17 protein-coding genes are annotated in these 19,489 nt (G+C 67.3%); 6 read left to right on the forward strand and 11 right to left on the reverse strand.

Going from position 1 to position 19,489, the window contains the following annotated elements; all coding sequences use genetic code 11:
• Positions 1 to 170 precede the first annotated feature (170 nt).
• Together ACW9UR_RS22805 and iolC are read left to right on the forward strand one after the other, a co-directional pair.
• Positions 171 to 1,640, forward strand: a complete 1,470-nt coding sequence (locus ACW9UR_RS22805; protein WP_458919381.1) for an aldehyde dehydrogenase family protein — start codon at positions 171 to 173, stop codon at positions 1,638 to 1,640.
• A gap of 265 nt (positions 1,641 to 1,905) precedes the next feature.
• Complete coding sequence (gene iolC, locus ACW9UR_RS22810; protein ID WP_458919382.1) at positions 1,906 to 2,883, forward strand: 5-dehydro-2-deoxygluconokinase; 978 nt, start codon at positions 1,906 to 1,908, stop codon at positions 2,881 to 2,883.
• A 6-nt stretch (positions 2,884 to 2,889) separates the two neighbouring features.
• Here the strand turns inward: iolC and ACW9UR_RS22815 are convergent, their stop codons facing one another.
• Entirely contained in the window at positions 2,890 to 3,900 is a 1,011-nt protein-coding gene (locus ACW9UR_RS22815) for a LacI family DNA-binding transcriptional regulator (protein WP_458919383.1), read from the reverse strand.
• 95 nt (positions 3,901 to 3,995) lie between these two features.
• On the opposite strand from ACW9UR_RS22815, the gene ACW9UR_RS22820 reads away from it, so the two are divergent.
• Positions 3,996 to 5,183 carry a phytanoyl-CoA dioxygenase family protein gene (locus tag ACW9UR_RS22820; protein ID WP_458919384.1) on the forward strand — a complete coding sequence of 396 codons (1,188 nt, stop codon included), beginning with the start codon at positions 3,996 to 3,998 and terminating at the stop codon, positions 5,181 to 5,183.
• On the opposite strand, the gene ACW9UR_RS22825 is transcribed toward ACW9UR_RS22820, so the two are convergent.
• The 3 genes from ACW9UR_RS22825 to ACW9UR_RS22835 are packed head-to-tail and all read right to left on the reverse strand — an operon-like array spanning position 5,177 to position 8,743.
• A complete protein-coding gene (locus ACW9UR_RS22825; RefSeq protein WP_458919385.1) occupies positions 5,177 to 6,736 on the reverse strand; it encodes a CRTAC1 family protein in 1,560 nt (519 codons plus the stop codon). The genes ACW9UR_RS22820 and ACW9UR_RS22825 overlap by 7 nt on opposite strands.
• Positions 6,729 to 7,508: an ATP-binding cassette domain-containing protein gene (locus tag ACW9UR_RS22830; protein ID WP_458919386.1), complete on the reverse strand. Its 780-nt coding sequence runs from the start codon at positions 7,506 to 7,508 to the stop codon at positions 6,729 to 6,731. The genes ACW9UR_RS22825 and ACW9UR_RS22830 overlap by 8 nt, the downstream gene beginning before the upstream one ends.
• Before the next feature lie 11 nt (positions 7,509 to 7,519).
• Positions 7,520 to 8,743, reverse strand: a complete 1,224-nt coding sequence (locus ACW9UR_RS22835) for a sugar ABC transporter permease (RefSeq protein WP_458919387.1) — start codon at positions 8,741 to 8,743, stop codon at positions 7,520 to 7,522.
• Between the two features lie 131 nt (positions 8,744 to 8,874).
• Here ACW9UR_RS22835 and ACW9UR_RS22840 point away from each other — a divergent pair, with 131 nt between their 5' ends.
• Positions 8,875 to 9,906 (forward strand): substrate-binding domain-containing protein, encoded by a 1,032-nt coding sequence (locus tag ACW9UR_RS22840; protein WP_458919388.1) that lies wholly within the window; start codon positions 8,875 to 8,877, stop codon positions 9,904 to 9,906.
• Between the two features lie 129 nt (positions 9,907 to 10,035).
• Here the strand turns inward: ACW9UR_RS22840 and ACW9UR_RS22845 are convergent, their stop codons facing one another.
• The 4 genes from ACW9UR_RS22845 to iolD all read right to left on the reverse strand — a co-directional run bounded on the left by ACW9UR_RS22845 (position 10,036) and on the right by iolD (position 14,164).
• A complete protein-coding gene (locus tag ACW9UR_RS22845; protein WP_458919389.1) occupies positions 10,036 to 10,392 on the reverse strand; it encodes a hypothetical protein in 357 nt (118 codons plus the stop codon).
• A 233-nt stretch (positions 10,393 to 10,625) separates the two neighbouring features.
• Positions 10,626 to 11,441, reverse strand: a complete 816-nt coding sequence (locus tag ACW9UR_RS22850) for a class II fructose-bisphosphate aldolase (RefSeq protein ID WP_458919390.1) — start codon at positions 11,439 to 11,441, stop codon at positions 10,626 to 10,628.
• A complete protein-coding gene (locus ACW9UR_RS22855; protein WP_458919391.1) occupies positions 11,438 to 12,280 on the reverse strand; it encodes a 5-deoxy-glucuronate isomerase in 843 nt (280 codons plus the stop codon). Before ACW9UR_RS22855 ends, ACW9UR_RS22850 begins: the two co-directional genes overlap by 4 nt.
• 15 nt (positions 12,281 to 12,295) lie before the next feature.
• Positions 12,296 to 14,164: a 3D-(3,5/4)-trihydroxycyclohexane-1,2-dione acylhydrolase (decyclizing) gene (gene iolD, locus ACW9UR_RS22860; protein ID WP_458919392.1), complete on the reverse strand. Its 1,869-nt coding sequence runs from the start codon at positions 14,162 to 14,164 to the stop codon at positions 12,296 to 12,298.
• 130 nt (positions 14,165 to 14,294) lie between these two features.
• On the opposite strand from iolD, the gene ACW9UR_RS22865 reads away from it, so the two are divergent.
• Both ACW9UR_RS22865 and ACW9UR_RS22870 read left to right on the forward strand, forming a co-directional pair.
• Positions 14,295 to 15,185 (forward strand): TIM barrel protein, encoded by an 891-nt coding sequence (locus ACW9UR_RS22865; protein ID WP_458919393.1) that lies wholly within the window; start codon positions 14,295 to 14,297, stop codon positions 15,183 to 15,185.
• An 8-nt stretch (positions 15,186 to 15,193) separates the two neighbouring features.
• A complete protein-coding gene (locus ACW9UR_RS22870; protein ID WP_458919394.1) occupies positions 15,194 to 16,345 on the forward strand; it encodes a Gfo/Idh/MocA family protein in 1,152 nt (383 codons plus the stop codon).
• A gap of 10 nt (positions 16,346 to 16,355) precedes the next feature.
• Here ACW9UR_RS22870 and ACW9UR_RS22875 read toward each other — a convergent pair whose 3' ends face one another.
• The 3 genes from ACW9UR_RS22875 to ACW9UR_RS22885 all read right to left on the reverse strand — a co-directional run bounded on the left by ACW9UR_RS22875 (position 16,356) and on the right by ACW9UR_RS22885 (position 19,398).
• Positions 16,356 to 17,351 (reverse strand): LacI family DNA-binding transcriptional regulator, encoded by a 996-nt coding sequence (locus tag ACW9UR_RS22875; protein ID WP_458919395.1) that lies wholly within the window; start codon positions 17,349 to 17,351, stop codon positions 16,356 to 16,358.
• A gap of 80 nt (positions 17,352 to 17,431) precedes the next feature.
• Positions 17,432 to 18,439, reverse strand: coding sequence for an inositol 2-dehydrogenase (iolG, locus tag ACW9UR_RS22880; RefSeq protein WP_458919396.1), 1,008 nt, complete (start codon positions 18,437 to 18,439; stop codon positions 17,432 to 17,434).
• Positions 18,433 to 19,398 carry an aldo/keto reductase gene (locus ACW9UR_RS22885; RefSeq protein ID WP_458919397.1) on the reverse strand — a complete coding sequence of 322 codons (966 nt, stop codon included), beginning with the start codon at positions 19,396 to 19,398 and terminating at the stop codon, positions 18,433 to 18,435. The genes iolG and ACW9UR_RS22885 overlap by 7 nt, the downstream gene beginning before the upstream one ends.
• Positions 19,399 to 19,489: the final 91 nt, after the last annotated feature.

Here is a 19,489-nt window from a genome sequence, read left to right on the forward strand (position 1 = left end):
ATCCCCTGCGACTTTTATTGTCGTACCAAAATTTCGAGCAGTTTGCGGGGCGAGGGCCCAGCAATCAACTGTAATTTCGTAGAAATCGTGCGGTCCGATGCATGATCCTTGACGACTCGCGCCCTGAACGCCTAGGCAGTGCGTAGTTTGGTCATACCGAAAGGCGAAAGATGCAGGGGTTTGAACTGGGCGCCGACGCCCCGCTTGCCGGACGCATGTACATCGACGGCGCGTGGACGGACGCCGGTGCCTCTGCGCGGATCGAGGTCGAGAACCCGGCCACCGAAGCGGTGATCGCCACCATCCCCGAGGGCGGTGCCGAAGCGGCCCTCGCGGCCCTCGAGGCGGCACGCAAGGCCCAGCCCGCCTGGGCACGTACCCCCGCCGTCGAGCGCGGCCGGGCCGTCGAGGCGCTGGCCAGGCTGGTCGAGGAGCGCGCCGACGGCTACGCCCGCATCATCACTGCCGAGCAGGGCAAGCCGCTGTCCCAGGCGAAGGGCGAGGTCGGCGCCGTGCTGATGTTCCTGCGCCATGCCGCCAGCAACGCCCGTCGGATTGAGGGCGACATCGTCACGTCGGACAACCCGGACGAGGAAGTGCAGATCCGGCGTCATCCCTACGGCGTCGTCGTGGGCCTGACCGCCTGGAATTACCCGGCGGCGCTGGCCGCGCGGAAGCTCGGCCCGGCGCTGGTCGCGGGCAATGCCTTCGTCCTGCTCTCGCACGAGATCACCCCGCTGTCGGGCCTGTTCCTCGCCCGCCTGGCCGAGGAAGCGGGCCTGCCCAAGGGCCTTTTCAACGTCGTGACGGGCCGTGGTCCGGTCGTCGGCGCGGCGCTCGTGGAAAGCCCGCTGACGAACATGGTGACGATGACCGGTTCGACCCGCGCCGGGAAGGAAATCTACCGCGCCGGGGCCGACACGCTGAAGGTCCTGCGGCTCGAACTGGGCGGCAAGGCGCCGTTCATCGTGATGGAGGATGCGGATATCGACGCCGCCGTCGCAGCCGCCGTGACCGCGCGCTACACGAACTGCGGCCAGATCTGTACCTGCAACGAGCGGATGTACCTGCACTCGGCCATCGCCGACGAGTTTCTCGAGAAGTTCATCGCCCGCAGCCAGGCGCTGACCATCGGCGATCCGATGACCGACCCGGATATCGGCCCCAAGGTCAGCGGCGTCGAGGTCGACAAGATCGCGCATATGGTCGAGGGCGCCGTCGCCGCCGGGGACGAAGTTCTGCTCAAGGGCGGTCCGCTTCGCGACGGCCAGTACGCGCGCGGCCACTGGTATTCCCCGACGGTTCTGGAAACCCGCTCCAACGCCTCGCCGCTGGTTCAGGGCGAGGTCTTCGGCCCCGTCGTGCCCAGCCTGCGGGTCGACAGTTTCGAGCAGGCGGTCGAGCTGGCGAACGACACGGTCTATGGCCTGTCGGCCTATCTTTTCACCCGCGATCTGAAGCGGATGATGCGCGCGCCCTACGAGCTGAAATTCGGCGAGATCTACTTCAACCGTGCCAATGGCGAGCAGGTCCAGGGCTTCCACACTGGCTGGAACCAGTCGGGCCTGGGCGGCGAGGACGGCAAGTACGGCTTTGACGGTTACCTGCGCAAGCAGACCACCTACCTGAACTGGGGCTGAGCTGGCCCAAGCGGTCGGCTCAGGCGAAGGCCGAGCCGACCGCTCAGAGGCCAAAGTCGATATGCACCGCGTAAACACCATCGGCCAGGGCCCACCGGTGCCCTTGGCGGCGAAGCCCCGCCTGAGCTGCGGTTGATGCACAGCGCCCTGATCCGGCCCAGCGGTCGCCGCAGCGCGCCCCGCGGAAGGACTGCCGCTTGCCTTCCCGACCCGTTCCCCCGTATGACTATTGAAACCGGTTGCAAAATGCTGGGAGGAGACGGGAATGGACAGGATCGAAAGGTTGACCAGCGGGCGCCCGGTGCTGGTGCTTGGCCGCGCCGGAATGGACTTTTACGCCGATCCGCCTGGCACCAAGGCTGACGAGGCCAGCCAGTTCTATGCCTGTCTCGGTGGCTCCTCGGGCAACATCGCTGCGGGTCTCTGCCGGCAGGGCGTCGCCTCGGCGATCCTGACGTCGGTCTCCGATGATGCCGTGGGCCGGTTCGTCCGGAACCAGTTGCAGCACTATGGCGTCGCGACCGACCACCTGCGCACCGTGACCGGCGAGGCGCGGACCTCCCTCGCCGTCACCGAGACCCGGCTCGAAGGCACGCAGACTGTCATCTACCGCAACGATGCTGCCGACTTCCTCATGACCCGCGACGATGTCGAGGCGGTAGACTACGCCGCCTGTTCAGCGCTGGTGCTGACCGGCACCGCACTGGCCGCACAACCCTCGCGCGATGCTACGCTGCACGCGATGGCACTGGCCCGCACCGCCGGACTGCCGGTGATCCTGGATATCGACTACCGCCCCTATTCCTGGCCTTCGCCCGAGGAGGCCGCCGAGGTCTACACGCAGGCCGCCCGTGCCTCCGACATGGTGATCGGCAACGACGAGGAGTTCGACGTGGTCGCCGGCGGCGCGAGCGGGCAGGGGCTGGCGAGGGACCTTGCCGCCGAGGGGCGCATCGCGATCTACAAGCTGGGCGCGCGCGGCTCGGTCACCTATCGCGACGACAGCCAGTTCGCCTCGGGCATCTTCCCGGTTCAGGCGATCAAGCCGATGGGGGCAGGGGACAGTTTCATGGCCGGACTGCTGGCCGGGCTGGCCGCTGGCCGCACGCTCGAGACGTCCGTCGCGCGCGGGTCCGCCTCGGCCGCCATCGTCGTGCGTGGCATCGGCTGCGCGCCCGCCATGCCCACGACCGAGGAACTCGACGCTTTCCTGGCCGAAAACCGGATGTCGCCAGCCGCCTGATCCGGGCTAGTCCACCATCGGCGGGATCACCATGCGCAGCGCCGCGCCATCGGCCGGTGCGGGCATGGTGCCCCGGCTGTGCGCCGCCATGATGACACGGCAGGCATTGCGCAGATCTTCGGCGAAGTCGTGGTACAGCACCATGTCCAGCCGTTCCTCACGCAGCAGCGCCCGGTTCTCGGCGTCGAGGTCGTGGCCGATCATCAGCGGCCTGCGCCGCCCGCCCGCCTCGAGGCTGTCCAGCAGGCGACGGTTGCCGCCGCCGATCGAGTAGACCGCCGCCAGCCCCTTGGCCGCCAACTCCCGCACCTTGGCATGGAACCCGGCATCGTCCGGGTCCTGCACTAGGACGTGCAGCTTTGCGCGCGGCATCGCCTCGGCCATTGCGGCGCGGAACCCGGCCTCGCGCGCTTCCTCGCCCCGGAACCGGTCATTGCGGATCGTCACCAGCACCCGGTGCACACGCCCCGGTGCCAGCCAGCGCCGCAATACCCAGGCCGCCGTCTGCCCGGCGCGCGCGTTGTCGAGGCCCACATAGGCCCGCCGCGCCGTCCCCGGCATGTCCGTCGCCAGCGTCACCACCGGCACGCCCGCCGCCGCCAGCCGGTCGACCGAGGCGCGCACCCGCGCCGCATCCGGGGCCATCAGGATCACCCCGTGACTGCCCAGCCGTTCGGCGCGCCGCAAAGCCTGTTCCAGCTCCGCCACCGGGAAACGGCCACGCATGTCGCGCCGTACCCGGAACACGGCGGGCTGCATCAGCGGCAGTTCGGCGGCCAGCGCCTCGTCCAGAGAATCGCGGAAACTCCGGGGGGCTTCGACCACGAGATCCACGATCAGCTTGCGCCCGGTCAGCGCCAGCTGCCCCGCCTGCGATTCAAGCTCGGCAATGGCGTGATGTACCCGGTCGACGGTCTGCCGCCGCACGCCGCCGCGCCCGTTCAGCACCCGGTCGACGGTGGCGGTGCCCAGCCCGGCTTGCAGGGCAATGTCCTTGATCAGAAAGCGATGGCTCATGGTTTTGATTGATTTTTGATGGATTCTGCCCCTGCCGCAAGGCCCGCGCAAGCGTATCCTGCACCCAACGACAACCCTTGAAGGGAGATGAGGAAATGCTCGACCGCAACCCGCCCGCCGACCCGGTCTGGCTGTCCGAGGACAGCTGCGACATCACCGAGTTCGCCGCGCATGTCAGCCAGACCACCGATCCGGCCGACTACCCGTTCGCCGCCGAGATCGCGAAGAACATCCCCGTCTACGACGGCGACGCGCTGCGCAAGGCCTTCGTGGACGACGCCACCGCCAAGCCGGTCATGGCCGAGATGAACCGCGCGTTCCTGTCCGGCCCCGGCATCATCGCCGTCAAGCGCGGCTACGATGACCTGGCGCTGGTCGACGAAGTGACCGAGGCCCTTTCGGCGATCATCCGCGAGGAAGAGGCCGGAAACTCCGGCAAGGGCGACCATTTCGCCGCCGCTGGGGCCAACAGCCGGGTCTGGAACGCGCACGAAAAGCTCTGCGTCGCCAACCCCGAGCTTTTCGCCCGTTACAACGCCAACGAGCTGATCCGCCGCATCAGCGAGGCGTGGCTCGGCACCGGCTACCAGATCACCACGCAGGTCAACGTCGTCCGGCCCGGCGGCAAGGCGCAGACCGCGCACCGTGACTATCACATGGGCTTTCAGACCGTGCCCGACCTGATGACCTACCCGGCGCAGCAGCACGCACTGTCGGCCAGCCTGACGCTGCAGGGCGCGGTGGCGCACTCGGACATGCCGTTGGCATCCGGCCCGACCAAGCTGCTGCCCTATTCGCAAAGCTATCTGCCCGGCTACCTGGCCGTGCTGCTGCCGCAGTTCCGCGAGTATTTCGAGAAGCACCACGTGCAGGTGGCGCTGGAAAAGGGCGATCTGCTGTTCTTCAACCCCGCGACCTTCCACGCGGCGGGGGAGAACAAGACGACGGACGTGCAGCGCTTCGCGAACCTGATGCAGATCGGCTCCGCCTATGGCCGCTCGATCGAGATCGTGGACCGCGTCCGCATCTCGAAGGCGGTCTATGCCAGCCTTTCTAAACTGGCCGCGAGCGGCGCGCTGGACGCGCGACAGGTCGACAACGTGATCGCCGCCACTGCCGAAGGGTATCCGTTCCCGGCGAACCTCGATATCGACTCGCCGCTTTCGGGCATGGCCCCGCCCAGCCAGCAGTACGTCATGCGCCAGGCGCTGGCCGAAGGCTGGACCGAAGAGAAGTTCGCCGCCGAGATCGACGCCCAGCAGGGCCGGAAGCGCTCTCACTGAGCGGGCAGCGCCTCGGTCCCGATCGAGGCGCCGTCGCCCCGCCGCACAAGGACATGCCCGTTCGCGGGCATTTCCGCCCAGTCCGACAGGCCACCATCGGGCCAGCGCACCCGCAATCTCACGGCCTTGGCGTCGCCCAGCCCGAAATGCTCCGGCCCGGCCTGTCCGCCCGCGTGTCCGCCGCCGACCTGCACCTCGCGCCAGCGCGTCTTGCCCCCGGCCTCCAGCTCGATCCGCGCGCCTACGGCGAAGGCATTGCCGCCCGGCTGTGCCAGCGCCACCGCAAGCCAGTTTCCCGCGCCCTCGGTCACGTTGCGATACAGCCCCATCTCCGCCCGCCTGCGGACCACCACAAGGTCCAGCAGCCCGTCGCGGTTCAGGTCCACCAGCGCCGCGCCCCGGCTGCGCTCGGGCGAGCCGATTCCCGACGTGCCGCCCGCCTCGACAAAGCGACCGTCCGCACCCTGCATCAGCAGGTTGTCCGGGTCCTTCATCGCCGCATCCGGCATCTGGTCCACGTTGCCCTTGGCAATGAACAGATCGTCCAACCCGTCATTGTCCACGTCGCCGAACTGCACATGCCAGCCGGTCGAGGGCCGCCCTTCGTCGCCCAGGTACGGGCGATGCGCGGTCGTGCCCCGGTCATAGGCGACGGGCTCATAGGCCGGCCCCGCTCCACCGTTCAACTCGAAAAGCTTCTGGTCCGCCATGCTGGTCACGGCCACCTCGGGCCGCGCATCGCCTGTCAGGTCGCGGCTCGCGATCCCCATGCCCCAGAGCATGTAGGGCTGCCAGCCATCCTCCGGCCCGTATTCGCTGAGCTCGGGCGTGATGCGGAACAGCTGCTCCTGCCCGCCGCGCACATAGTAATGCCGGTCATTGCTGACCCACAGATCCGCGCGCCCGTCGCCGCTCCAGTCGGTGAACAGCATCGACAGCGTGCAATACCCCGGCGCGATGTCCTCCGCGCGATAGCCCTCGGGGCCGGGGCGCAGCAACTGGTGCGTGTCGCAGGCGCGGAACGGCCCGTTCGGGTTCTCGCGGTCGACATAGTTGCCCACGGCCAGCGTCGGGCGCTCGGCTCCCGGCTCCCATGTGGCCGAGAACGCCGTGCTCCAGCCATTGCCGGGGTCGATCCCCCAGGCCCCGGTCGCATCCTCGAACCGGCAGCCGCCCAGGCCCCGCAGGGCGACGTTCGGCCCGGCGCGCAGCACGAATAGGTCCAGCACCCCGTCGGCATCCATGTCCAGCGGATAGGCCCCGGTGACACCGGTCAGCGTCTCGCCCTCGACCGGCTCGAAGGCCAGAGAGGCGCCGGCCTCTCCGGTCACATTGCGCAAGAGCAGGGCAGGGGCCTCGCCCCCGGCAGCGAACAGGTCCGGCCAGCCGTCCGCGTCGCAGTCCATCACCGCGACGCCGCCGCCGACGAAATGCTCCCAGCCGCCGGAATAGACATGCGGGGGCAATACGCCTGACAGGTCCTCGAAAACGGGCTGCGCCGCGGAACTCCCCGCGGCGCAGATCATCGCAAGAAGCGAAACGCCTCTACGCATCCTCGGTCGTCAGGATGCCGGGCGCATAGCTGCCGTCGGGCAGCTTGCCGAGGATCACCATCTGCAGAACCTCGTCCTTGTTGGTCTCGCCGGTGGCGCCGGTCCAGACATGCCGCCCGTTCTTCATCACCGCGATCCGGTCCGACAGGTCGAACACGTCGTGCAGGTCGTGAGAAATCATCACGATGGCGATGCCTTCCTTCTTCAGCGCCTTGATCAGGTCGGCCACCATCTGCGTCTCGTGCGGGCCGAGCGCGGCGGTGGGCTCGTCCATGATGATGATCCGCGCGTTGAACTGCAAGGCGCGCGCGATGGCCACCGACTGCCGCTGACCGCCCGACAGGTTGCTGACGGGATCGTGGAACTTGCGGAATTGCGGGTTCAGCCGCTTCATCACCTTGATCGCCGCATGTTCCATCGCCGGTTCGTCCAGCGCCCCCCAAGGGGTCAGGATCTCGCGCCCGAAGAAGATGTTGGCGGCGGTGTCCAGGTTGTCCGCCAGCGCCAGCGTTTGGTAGATCGTCTCGATCCCCAGTTCCTTGGCGTCGATCGGATTGCGGATCTGCACCGGCTGGCCGTCGATCCGGATCTCGCCCGAATCGATCTGATAGGCGCCCGACAGCATCTTGATGAAGGTCGACTTGCCCGCGCCGTTGTGGCCCAGCAAGCCGACGACCTCGCCCGGATGTAACTCCAGGCTCATGTCCTCGACCGCGTGGATGCCGCCGAAACGTTTGTGGATGTTCTTCATCTCGACAAGAGGTTTGGTCATGTCGCTGCTCCTCACACCCGGCGTTTCTGGTAGATGACGTCGAACCAGACGGCGAAGATCAGCACACCCGCCATGATCATTTGCTGCGGGGCCGACTGCACGCCCAGAAGGACCATGCCGTTCTGCAGGCTCTGCATCAGCAGCGCGCCGATCAGCGCACCCAGGATCGTTCCCGTGCCCCCTGAAAGCGAGGTGCCGCCGATCACCGCCGCCGCGATCACCTGCAATTCCAGCAGGTTGCCGATCGACAGCGGCGCCGCGTTCAGCCGTGCGGTCGAGATCACTGCTCCGATTGCCGTCAACGCCCCGATCAGCGCGAAACTGGTGATGACGACGCGCCGCGTGTTCACACCGGCCAGTTGCGCGGCCTCGGGATTGCCGCCGTAGCCGTAGATGTAGCGGCCGAAACGGGTCATGTTGGCGACATAGATCATCACCGCCGAGATCACGATCAGGATCAGCACCGGCACCGGTATGCCGCGCCCGTCCTCGGTCCGCGGGAAGTCATAGCTGTTCATGGTCATCACGAAGGCGGCGATCAGCACGCCGACCGCGGCGACGATGCCCAGTTCCACGCCCATCGGCTTGACCTGGAAGCCCAGCGCGGCGCGCCGCCGGCGCTTCCAGAAGGTCAGGGCGACCAGAAGGACGAAACCGATTGCACCGACAATCCAGCTCCAGGTCTCGCCGATCGAGCCACCGCCGAAGACGCTGTAGGTGGTGTCGAGCGGCGTAACGGTGCGACCCTGCGTGAACAACCAGCCCGCGCCGCGCCAGAACATCAGCCCGCCGAGGGTGACGACGAAGGCGGGGATCGCGAACTGCGCGATCAGCCAGCCCTGCATCCCGCCCGCGATGGCGCCCGCCACGATCATCACCGCGATCGAGATCCACCAGCTGTGCGTACCTTCAAGCGGCAGCACCTCGGTCTGCACGAACCCGCCCAGAATGCCCAGGAAAGCCAGCAGCGAGCCCACCGAAAGGTCGATGTTCCGGCTGACGATGATCAGCACCATGCCCGTCGCCAGCAGCGCGGTCACGCTGGTCTGCACCGACAGGTTCCACAGGTTCCTGGGCGAGAGGAAGATCCCGCCCGAGGCAATCTCGAAAAAGACCCAGATCGCGGCCACTGCCCCGATCATGGCCAGCAGGCGTGTATCCATCTGAACGGTGCCGGTGATCTGGCGCAAATGTTCGCCAAGGCCGACCGGCCGCTCCGCGGCGGTTCGCTCCATCGTTCCCTCCCAAGTTGCCGGGTCGCGGTCTGCGCCCGATCCTTGGGAAAAATATTGCAACCGGTTGCATCGTGTGTCAACCTGTCCTCGTGCCCGACAAGAGGCACGCGTTAACTCAGGGAGGAAGGGACATGAAAAGCCGTCCTATCCATCGCGCAATTATCGGTGCGGTCGCCGCATCCTTCGTTGCCGGCATGGCTCCGGCGCAGGACATCACCGTCGGCGTCAGCTGGTTCAAGTTTGCCGACGAGCGCTGGAAGATCGACGAGGCCGGCATCAAGTCCGTGCTCGAAGAGGCCGGCGCCGAGTACATCTCGGCGGATGCGAACTTCTCGCCAGAGAAATCCGTCGCTGACATCGAGAACCTGATCACCCGCGGCGCGGACGTCCTGATCGTAATGTCGGGCGTCGCCGATGCCGTCGGCCCGGTGATCCAGCGCGCCCTCGACGAAGGTATCCCCGTCGTCGCCTACGACCAACTGATCGAGGTGCCGGGCACGTTTTACGTTTCCTTCGACGCCCGCTCGGTCGGCAAGGAACTGGCCGAAGGCATGCTCGCCGTCGCCCCCGAGGGCAATTATGCGATCATCAAGGGCGATGACGGCGACCCGAACACCCACCAGATGTTCGGCGCCTACCAGGAGGTCATGCAGCCGAAATACGACGCCGGCGAGATCACCGTCGTGGGCGAGCAGTTCATCGACGGCTGGCGCCCCGAGACCGCCAAGGACACGATCGAGCAGATCCTCACCGCCAACGACAACGACGTCGATGCGGTGATGGTGATGAACGACGGCATGGCCTCAGGCGTCGCGCAGGCGCTTGAAGAGCAGGGCCTCGACGTGCCGATGTCGGGCCAGGACGGTGCTCCGGGCGCGCTGAACCGCATCGCGCGCGGCCAGCAGACCTTCACGATCTGGAAGAACGCCTACGAACTCGGTCAGACCGCCGCCACCGTCGCCCTGGCGCTTGCCAATGGCGAAGAGGTCGAGGGCAAGGGCACGTTCTCGGGCGGACCGCAGGGCGTCGAGCTCGACTCGTTGCTGCTTCCGGTCACCCGGATCGACGCGAGCAATCTGGACAAGACTATCGACATCGGCTGGGCGACCAAGGACCGCGTCTGCGCCGGCGTTTCCGACAATCCTCCGGCCGTGTGCCAATAGGCGCCTCCCGGCCTGTCATCACACGGTCATTGGCCACCGCTTCGGCGGTGGCCTTTTTCGATGTGAACCCACCGCTCAGGCAGTTGTCGATCTGGATGGCGGTATGATCCGCAGCACCGATTGATCCCGTCAGAGCGGCAGCAGATCGATGACCGCACCCGGGGACCAGACCAGGCTCGCAGCGATCCCCACGACAACCCCGACGAGGAACGAGAGGTACTCGAAGCGCCTGCCACGCCGCTCCTCCTCGATGTCGCGTTCCTCTTCCGCGGCGCCATAGCGCGTCAACACACGCATTATCGGGTTCATCCCGGCATCTCTTACCTTGTCGCTGAGGTAGAAATACCCGAGCGCCAGCAGGATCAGGGCCAGACCCGCGATCCAGCCGGGAAATCCCAGGAAGTTCGCAAGTCCGACGGCGGCGCTCCCGGCGATCACGCCGAGCAGCAGCATGACCACGCGGATGAAGATATCTATCACGACCATCGTATGGGGGCCTCTCTCATTCCGAACCTCCGCCCGGAACCGACTGTAAAGCCCCTAAGCCGGTCGGAAAACGAATGAGTCCCGCCAAGCGGTCTGAACGAATTGCGCGGTAGTCAGTCCCAGTGCGCCTGGCCGCCGGCAGTCCACGCGAAGCGGGACCTTGCAACCGCCCGCCTTCTACGTTCCTTAAATATCCCCGCCGGAGGCATCCGCCGCCAGCCACGGGCGCACACTCAGTCAGCGAGGTTCCGCATCACGCTCCGCGCGCAGGCAACCATCGGTCCAATCACCTCGGACAGGATGGCCAGCCGGTCGAACCGCCCGGGATTCGCCTCCAGCCCCGCCCGCAGCGAGGCGCCGAAGACCTGCCGCAGCTCGGTGCCGACGTTGAACTTCGCGACCCGCGTTTCGAGCGCCAGCCGCCGTCGCACCTCCGCTGGGATCCCCGAGCCGCCGTGCAGCACCAGAGGCACATCCGTCACCGCCTCGATGGCGCGCACCGCATCGAAGTCGATCTCGGCCTTGGCGCTGGTCTGCAGATGCACGTTGCCGACCGAGACCGCCATCGCGTCGACCCCGGTGCCGCCCGCGAAGGCCCGCGCCTCTTCGGGCGTCGTCCGGGCCGAGGCCTCGCCCTCGTCATAGCCGACGAAGCCGACCTCCCCCTCGACCGACACGCCCCGCGCGTGAGCCATCGCGACGACCTCGGCAGTCGCACGGATGTTCTCCTCCAGCGGCAGGCGAGAGCCGTCGAACATCACCGAGGTGAAGCCCGCATCGATCGCCGCCCGGCATTCCTCAAGCTCCCGCGAATGGTCGAGATGCGCCACCACAGGCACCGAGGCGCCCTCGGCCAGCGTCCGGAACATCGCGCCCCAGACCGCCAGCGGCATGTGCGCCCGCGCGCCCGGCCCGGCCTGCAGGATCAGCGGCAGGCTCTCGGCCTCGGCGGCCTTGACGAAGGCCACCGCATCCTCCCAACCCAGCACGACCAGTCCGGCCAGCGCGCCGCGCTCTATCGGCAGAACCTCGGCCAGCGTGGCGATCATTTGAACTTCGCCACCATGTCCTTGATGCCGGGGATCGTCTCCAGCTGCGCGGCATGGGTCGGCTGGAAATACTGCACCAGCGACCGCTGGCTCTTTCCGGCGAGGATGGTGAAATAGTACATCTCGTAGCCCGGCAGCGCGCAGCAGGGGTGATAGCCCTTGTCCAGCAGGATCGTCGAGCGGTCCATGATGTGATAGGCCTCGCCCGGCTCGTTATCGACGCGCTGAAGCATCTGCACGCCCGAGCCGTAGTTAGGCTTGAAGCGGAAGTTGTAGGCCTCGTCGTGATGCGTCTCCAGCGGCAGCCGGTCGGTGTCATGCTTGTGGCTGGGGAAGCCGGACCAGCCGCCGGCGCCCACGGTGAACAGCTCGGAGACCAGCAGCCGCCCGACCTTGTCCGCCTGCTTCTGGCCCAGGATATGCTTGATCTTGCGATGCGTCTTGGTGTCGTCCGAGCCGTACTGCACAAGGTCGATTTCCGGTTCCAGCACCGCGAAGGGCGCCAGAGCCTCTTCATAGACGCCGCCCGCGATGAAGACCTCGGTGTCGTCCGAGACGCAGGTGAACTTCGCGGGCGCGTCCACGGGCACATAGACGCCCTCGGGCTCGCCGTCCCAGACATCCTCGCCGCGCTTGCCGACCGGGCCGAAACGCTCGCCCGCGGCCTCGATCTCCAGCGTGCCGGTGGCGGGGACGATGCAGGTCTCGTGGCCCTTAAGGCGGTAGTCGAAGCTCTCGCCCTTCTTCAGCTTGACGATGTTGAAATAGACCAGCGGGATGGTCTCGTTGCCCTCGGCGACGATGGGCTCGTTACGGTTGTCGTGCGGCGCGATGTGCATGTCGTTCTCTCCCTGTTACACGCCGGCGCGCTGGCGCGCGCGTCCGGCTTCCTGCCGGTCGCGGGCATCGCGCACGGCGGGGCTGTCGCTGACTTCGGGGGTGCCGACCTCCCACCAGGCATGGCCCTGCTTGGTCCAGCCTTCGTAGGCGTCCACCTTCATCACGATGACCTGCGTCTTGTCCGAGGCCTTGGCGGCGGTGAACGCCTCGGCCAGCGCGGCAGGGGTGTCCACGGTCACGGCCTCGGCGCCCAGCGCGCGGGCATGGGCTGCGAAATCCACGTCGACCGGGTTCGTCACCGTCGGCGTGTCCGCGAAAAGGTTGTTGTAGCTGGCGTTGCCGGTGTTGTTCTGCAGCTTGTTGATGACCGCGAAGCCGCCATTGTCCAGCACCAGCAGGATCAGTTTCTTGCCGGTCAGCACCGCCGAATAGATGTCGCTGTTCAGCAGCAGGTAAGAGCCGTCGCCGACAAAGACGATCGTGTCCTTCTCGGGCTCGTCCTCCATCTGCGCGATCCGTGCGCCCCAGCCGCCGGCGATCTCGTAGCCCATGCACGAAAAGCCGAACTCCACGTCCACCGTCCCCGGCGACAGTGTGCGCCAGTTCGCGGCGATCTCGGCGGGCAGGCCGCCCGCCGCGGCAACCACTCGGTCGCGCGGATCGCAAGCGGCGTTCACAGCGCCGATGGCCTGCGCATAGCTGTTCGGCCCGTTCCCCGCGCGGGTGTTCTCGGCCACATAGGCATCCCAGTCGGCGCGCTCCTTCTTCGCGCCGTCGGTCCAGGTCTCGGGCGCGCGATAGCCGTCAAGGGCCGTGCCGAGCGCCTCCAGCCCGGTACGCGCATCGCAGACCAGCGGCAGCGACTGGTGCTTGCCCGCGTCATGCCGCGCGGCGTTCAGTCCGATCAACCGGGCGGACTTGTCGAAGACGGTCCATGATCCGGTGGTGAAATCCTGCAGCCGCGTGCCCACGGCCAGCACCACATCGGCCTGCCCGGCCACAGTATTGGCGCTGTCCGACCCGGTCGAGCCGATCGGCCCGATGTTCAGCGGATGCTCGGCGGTCAGGTTCGCACGGCCCGCGATGGTCTCGACCACCGGGATGTTGTGCGCCTCGGCGAAACGGGTCAGTTCCTCGACCGCGCCAGAGTACTGCACGCCACCGCCCGCGATGATCACCGGGCGCTCGGCCTGCGCCAGCAGGCGCGCGGCATCGACCACCTCGGCCGGGTCGGGGGCAGGGCGGCGGATGCGATGCACGCGCGGTTCGAAGAACGCCTCGGGGTAGTCCCAGGCCCAGCCCTGCACATCCTGCGGCAGGCCCAGGAACGCCGGGCCGCACTCCGCCGGGTCCAGCATCACCGCCAGCGCGGCGGGCAGGCTGGTCACGATCTGCTGCGGGTGCCCGATCCGATCCCAGTAGCGGGTGACCGAGCGGAACGCGTCGTTCACGCCAAGGGCCGGATTGCCGAAATGCTCGACCTGCTGAAGCACCGGGTCGGGCAGGCGGGTCTGGAACGTGTCGCCGCACAGGAACAGCACCGGCAGCCGGTTGGCATGGGCCAGCGCGGCAGAGGTCACCATGTTCGTCGTGCCCGGACCGGCCGAGGCGGTGCAGAACATGATCCGCTGCCGCAGCTTGGCCTTGGCATAGGCGGCGGCGGCGAATCCCATGCCCTGCTCGTTCTGCCCGCGATAAAGCGGCAGTGTCTCGCGCGCAGCGTATAGCGCCTCGCCCAGGCACGTCACGTTGCCGTGGCCGAAGATCCCGAAACCACCCGCGAAGATCCGCTCGCGACCCTTGTCGGTCTCGATGAACTGGTTCTCCAGAAAGCGCACGATGGCCTGCGCGGTGGTCAGCCGGATGGTGCCGGTTGCCGTCATCACTGCCCTCCCATAGGCAAGAATTGCGCCGGGTTCATTTTTGCATTTGACCCAGCCTCGGGATGCAGGCTAGGGAGAAATGCAACCGGTTGCAAGAAAGAATGCGACCGAAGGCTCTGGGAGGAAACCAATGGCACTCGAAATCGGCAACGCGCCCTGTTCCTGGGGCGTGGAATTCGCGAATGATCCCCGCAATCCGGACTGGCGTACGGTGCTGTCCGAATGCGCGCAGGCGGGCTACACCGGGATCGAACTGGGCCCCGTCGGCTACATGCCCGAAGACCCGAAGGTTCTGGGCCCCACGCTGGCCGAGAACGGCCTGACGCTGATCGGCGGGGTCGTCTTCCGGCCCTTCCACGACGCAGACGCCTGGGACGAATTGCAGGACGCCGCCCGCCGCACCTGCGAGGCCCTGACCGCCCACGGGGCGAAGCACCTGGTGCTGATCGATTCGATCTCGCCCCGTCGTGCCGCCACCGCCGGCCGCCCTGACGAGGCCGAGCAGATGGGCGCCGAGGAATGGACAGGTTTCGTAGACCGCGTCCGCACCATCGCCCGCATGGGCACCGAGGACTACGGCCTGATAACCAGCCTGCACCCCCACGCGGGCGGCTTCATCGACTTCCTGCCCGAGGTCGAGAAGATGCTGGCCGAGATCGACCCGGCGATCCTGAAACTCTGCGTCGACACCGGTCACTGCACCTATGCCGGGTTCGACCCGCTCGCCTTAATCGAGAAATACCAGGACCGGCTGGCCTACGTGCACTTCAAGTCCACCGACGCGGCCGTGAAGGCGAAGGCGATCGAGAACCGCACCGGCTTCTACGACGCCTGCGGCGAGGGCATCTTCTGCAAGCTGGCCGATGGTGAGATCGACTTCGCCGCCGTGCGCGACCTGCTGGGCCGGATCGGCTATGACGGCTGGTGCACGGTCGAGCAGGACTGCGACCCGACCATCGCCGCCTCTCCGCTGGACGACGCCCGCGAGAACCGCGCATACCTGCGCAGCATCGGCTTCTGAGGTTTGACATGGAACGATTGAACTGGGGACTGATCGGCGGGGGCGAGGGCAGCCAGATCGGCCCCGCGCACCGCCTGGGCGCCCGTATCGACGGGCTGTTCGAAATGGCCGCGGGGGCGCTCGACGCGAACCCCGACGCGGGCCGCGCCTATGCGCAGAAACTGGGCATCGCCCCCGACCGGGCCTATGGCGACTGGCGCGAGATGCTCGAGGGCGAGAAGAACCGGCCCGACCGCATCGACCTGGTGACCGTGGCGACCCCGAACCACACCCATTTCGAGATCACCCGCGCCTTCCTGGCCGAGGGCATCCATGTGCTCTGCGAAAAGCCGATGACCATGACCGTCGAAGAGGGCGAGGAAATCGTCCGCACGGCGCAGGCCTCGGGCGCGATCTGCGCGGTGAACTACGGCTATTCCGGCTACGCGCTGGTGCGCCACATGCGCGCGATGGTCGAGCGCGGCGATCTGGGCAAGGTCCGTCTGGTCATGGCCGAGTTCGCCCACGGCCACCACTCCGACGCCGCCGACGCAGACAACCCGCGCGTCCGCTGGCGCTATGACCCGGCGCAGGCCGGGGTCTCGGCGGTGATGGCCGACTGCGGCATCCACGCACTGCACATGGCCAGCTTCGTGATCGGCCAGTCGCCCGAGAAACTGTCGGCGGACTTCGTCTCGCTGGTCGGCGACCGGGTGCTGGAAGACGACGCGATGATCAACTTCCGCATGTCCGGCGGCAGCACCTGCCGGCTCTGGACCTCGGCGGTGGCGCTGGGCCACCAGCACGGGCTGCGGGTGCAGGTCTTCGGCGAGAAGGGGGGGCTCTCCTGGGCGCAGGAACAGCCGAACCAGCTGCTCTGGACCCCGCTGGGCGGCCGGACCGAGATCATCGAACGCGGCGGGCCGAACCTCTCGCCGCAGGCCGATGCCGCCTCGCGTGTGACCGTGGGCCACGCCGAGGGCATGCCGCTGGCCTTCGCCAACCTCTACACCGACCTCGCGACCGCAATCAGTGCGCGCAAGGCGGGGCAGGCGGCGGCCGAGAACTGGTGCCCGATGGCCGAGGACGGTCTGCGCTCGGTCGCCGCGGTCCATGCTGCCGCCGAATCCGCGAAAGCGGGCGGCGCCTGGGTGGACGCCCGTCCGCCCATGTACCGGTAAGATTGTACCGCTAGACCCCGCGCAGGGTCTTTCGAAGGACGACGCGGCACGGAAGCAGTCGCGTCTCCGGAACCGCGTCCGGCTCGGCGATCAGGGAAATCACCTGGTCCACGGACGCGGTGATGATCTCGGACACAGGCTGGGCGATGGTCGTCAGGTCGATGCAGCGCCAGCGCGCCAGGTCCATGTCGTTGAACCCCATGATCCCGACATCGCCCGGCACGTCCAGCCCGGCTTCGGCCAGCGCGTCCATTGCGCCCACCGACAGCACGTCGTCACCGCAGAAATAGGCCTCTGCCAGGTCCCCGGCCTCGATCAGCCGCGCCATTTCGGCCCGGCCCGCATCATAGCTGTAGGCCCCGGCGAAACTGCGCGGAAACGCGGGGTCATGCGCCTGCATCGCGTCGGTGAAGCCGCGCAGGCGGTCGATGGTCGAGGTCGCCGTCTCGGGTCCGCCCATGAAGCCGATCCGCTGGTAGCCATGCTCGATCAGCGTCCGCGCCGCCATGCCGCCGCAATAGACGTTGTCGACGCCGACGACATGGGCATGGCTCTCGCCGGAATAGCGCCCGAAACTGTGCACCACCGGCAAGCCCGCGTCGCGGAAGGCTGCGGCAAAACTGGGGGGCAGCGTGGACGAGGCGACGATCACACCATCGACCGAATACTGCCGCAGCATTCTCAGCGAATGCTGCGGGTCGGTCTCGCCCGAGAGGTTCACCAGCAGCGGGCGAAACCCGCGCTCCTGGATCAGCTTGGTAAAGAGGTCGAAAATCAGCAGGAAGGTCGGGTTGCGGAAGTTGTCCGCCACGAGCCCGATCAGCTTGGTGCGCCGCGTGGTCAGGCTGCTGGCCAGGACGTTGGGGCTGTAGCCCAGCTCGTCCGCGGCCCGCATGACCTTCGCCCGCGTCTTGGCCGAGACCGAGGCCCCTTCGGTGAAGGTGCGCGACACGGCCGAGCGCGACACGCCGGCCCGCTCGGCCACCTCCTTAAGGGTCACTCTCATCCCGGCTCGCTTTGTCATCGTATACGTCGTTTGCCGGATTATTTCGTTTCACGCAGGTCTTGCAACTGCAACGATGTATATTACCCGGCGTCAACCGCGATGGCGCGCTTCTCGGCCAGCGAGGCATAGGCCGCCTCGGCCAGCATCAGCGCCCGCCGCCCGTCTTCGAAGCTCACCTCGGCCTTGCGACAGGTCTGGGCCGTTTCCAGAAAGCTGTCCAGCTGCGCCCGGAAGGCTTGTTCGTATCGCTCGATGAAGAACGGCTGATAGCCCTCGCCGGCAGCGGTCGTGCCCGCGGTGAACCGCGCCAGCCCGTGCGGCGTGCGGTTGGTGCTTTGCAGCATCCCTTTCGGCCCCACGGCCTCCAGCCGCTGATCATAGCCATAGGGCGCCTGCCGCGCGTTGTTGATCAGCACCTGCGCCCCCGAGGCCGTCCGCATCGAGATCATCGCGCAATCAACTTCGTTCAGCCGCGCGCCTCGCGCAGGATCGATCAGCGCGCCCGCGTTGGCGAACACCTCGACCACCTCGTCCTCGCCCAACACATAGCGTGCCAGATCGAAATCGTGGATCGTCATGTCGCGGATCATCCCGCCCGCGCCCGTCAGGTATTCATCGCTCGGCGGCTCGGGATCGCGCGAGGTCACCAGCAGCTGCACTAGCCCGCCCAGCTCGCCCCCCGCGACCGCCTCGCGCAGGGCGCGATGGCCGGGATCGAAGCGCCGGTTGAAGCCGATCTGCACCGGCACGTCGCTGCCCGCGATGGCGGCGCGGCAGGCCTCGACCCGGTTGATGTCCAGGTCGATCGGCTTTTCGCAAAGCACCGGCTTCCCGGCGGCAACGGCCTTCTCGATATAATGCGCATGTGTCGCCGTGACCGAGGCGACGATCACCGCATCAACGCCCGCATCGGCGAACACCGCCTCGGCGCTGTCGGCGACCGTCGCGCCGGTCTCCTCTGCCAGCGCCTGCGCGGCGGCGGCCACCGGGTCATGCACCACGGCCAGCCGCGCGTCCTTGTGCGCATGCACCAGCGAGCCATGCATCCGGCCGATCCGGCCGCATCCGATCAGCGCAATGTTCAGCACGGTTTGTACTCCCGGTTCGCTTCCGGATCTTCGCTCGAATAGGGCAGGGCCATCAGCGCGTCCCACGCCTCTTGCGGGATGTCACAGGTCGCCCACTCCACCGTCTGCGCCACCCGCTCGGGCTTGGACACACCGCAGATCGTCGAGGTCACGCGCGGGTCCCGCATCGAGAATTGCAGCGCCGCCGCGCCCAGCGGCACGTCGTACCTGGCGCAGATCTCCTCGATCGCGCGGACCGGAGCCATGTCCTCGTCGCTGGCCTCCTGATAGGTGATCATCGTGCTTTTCGCCGAGCCGCGCGCCAGAACGCCGCCGCAATAGGGCGCCGCGTTGAAGATCGCGATCCCCCGCGCATGGGCGTCCGAGAACATCTGGTCCGCCTCGCGGTTCAGCAGCGTGTAGCGGTTGTGGTTGACCAGCGCATCGAACTCCCAGTCCGGCAGCAGCCTGGTCATCAGGTCCAGCTTGCCCATCGCCAGCCCGACCGCCTGCACCAGCCCTTCTTCCTTCATCTTGAACAGCTCTTCCAGCGCGCCGCCGGGACCCGCGATCTCGTCCAGGTCGCGGCAGTATTCCGGGTCGTGCAGGTGAAGAATATGCAGGCTGTCCAGTCCCAGCGCCTCGAGGCTTTCCTCCACCGACTGCCGCGCGCGGGCGGCGTCCAGGCGGTTGTCCTCCCACGCCCGGTCCAGCTTGGTCGCCAGCACGCAGTGCTCCGGCAGGCCGCGCTCGCGGATCACCGCGCCCAGCCGTTCCTCGCTGCGGCCCATGCCGTAGTTGCGCGAGGTGTCGATGAAGCTCGGGTTCAGGTCGAACATGGCGTTGATCGCGTCGCGCGCCTGCGCCTCGCTGACCTCGTAGCCATAGGTGTCGGGCATGCTGCCGAGCGGCGAGGTGCCGAAGCAGACCGCGGCCACGTCGAAAGGCAGCCGCGCAGCAGAGCGCGTGGGCAATGTCATGATGGATCCTCCCCAGGATTGAATTGCGCTCAGGCTAGGGCGCGTGGCGTGGCAATGCAACGATTTTTGCAACCGGTTTCAATTTGCCGTC

The sequence above is a fragment of the Halovulum sp. GXIMD14794 genome (assembly GCF_054457455.1).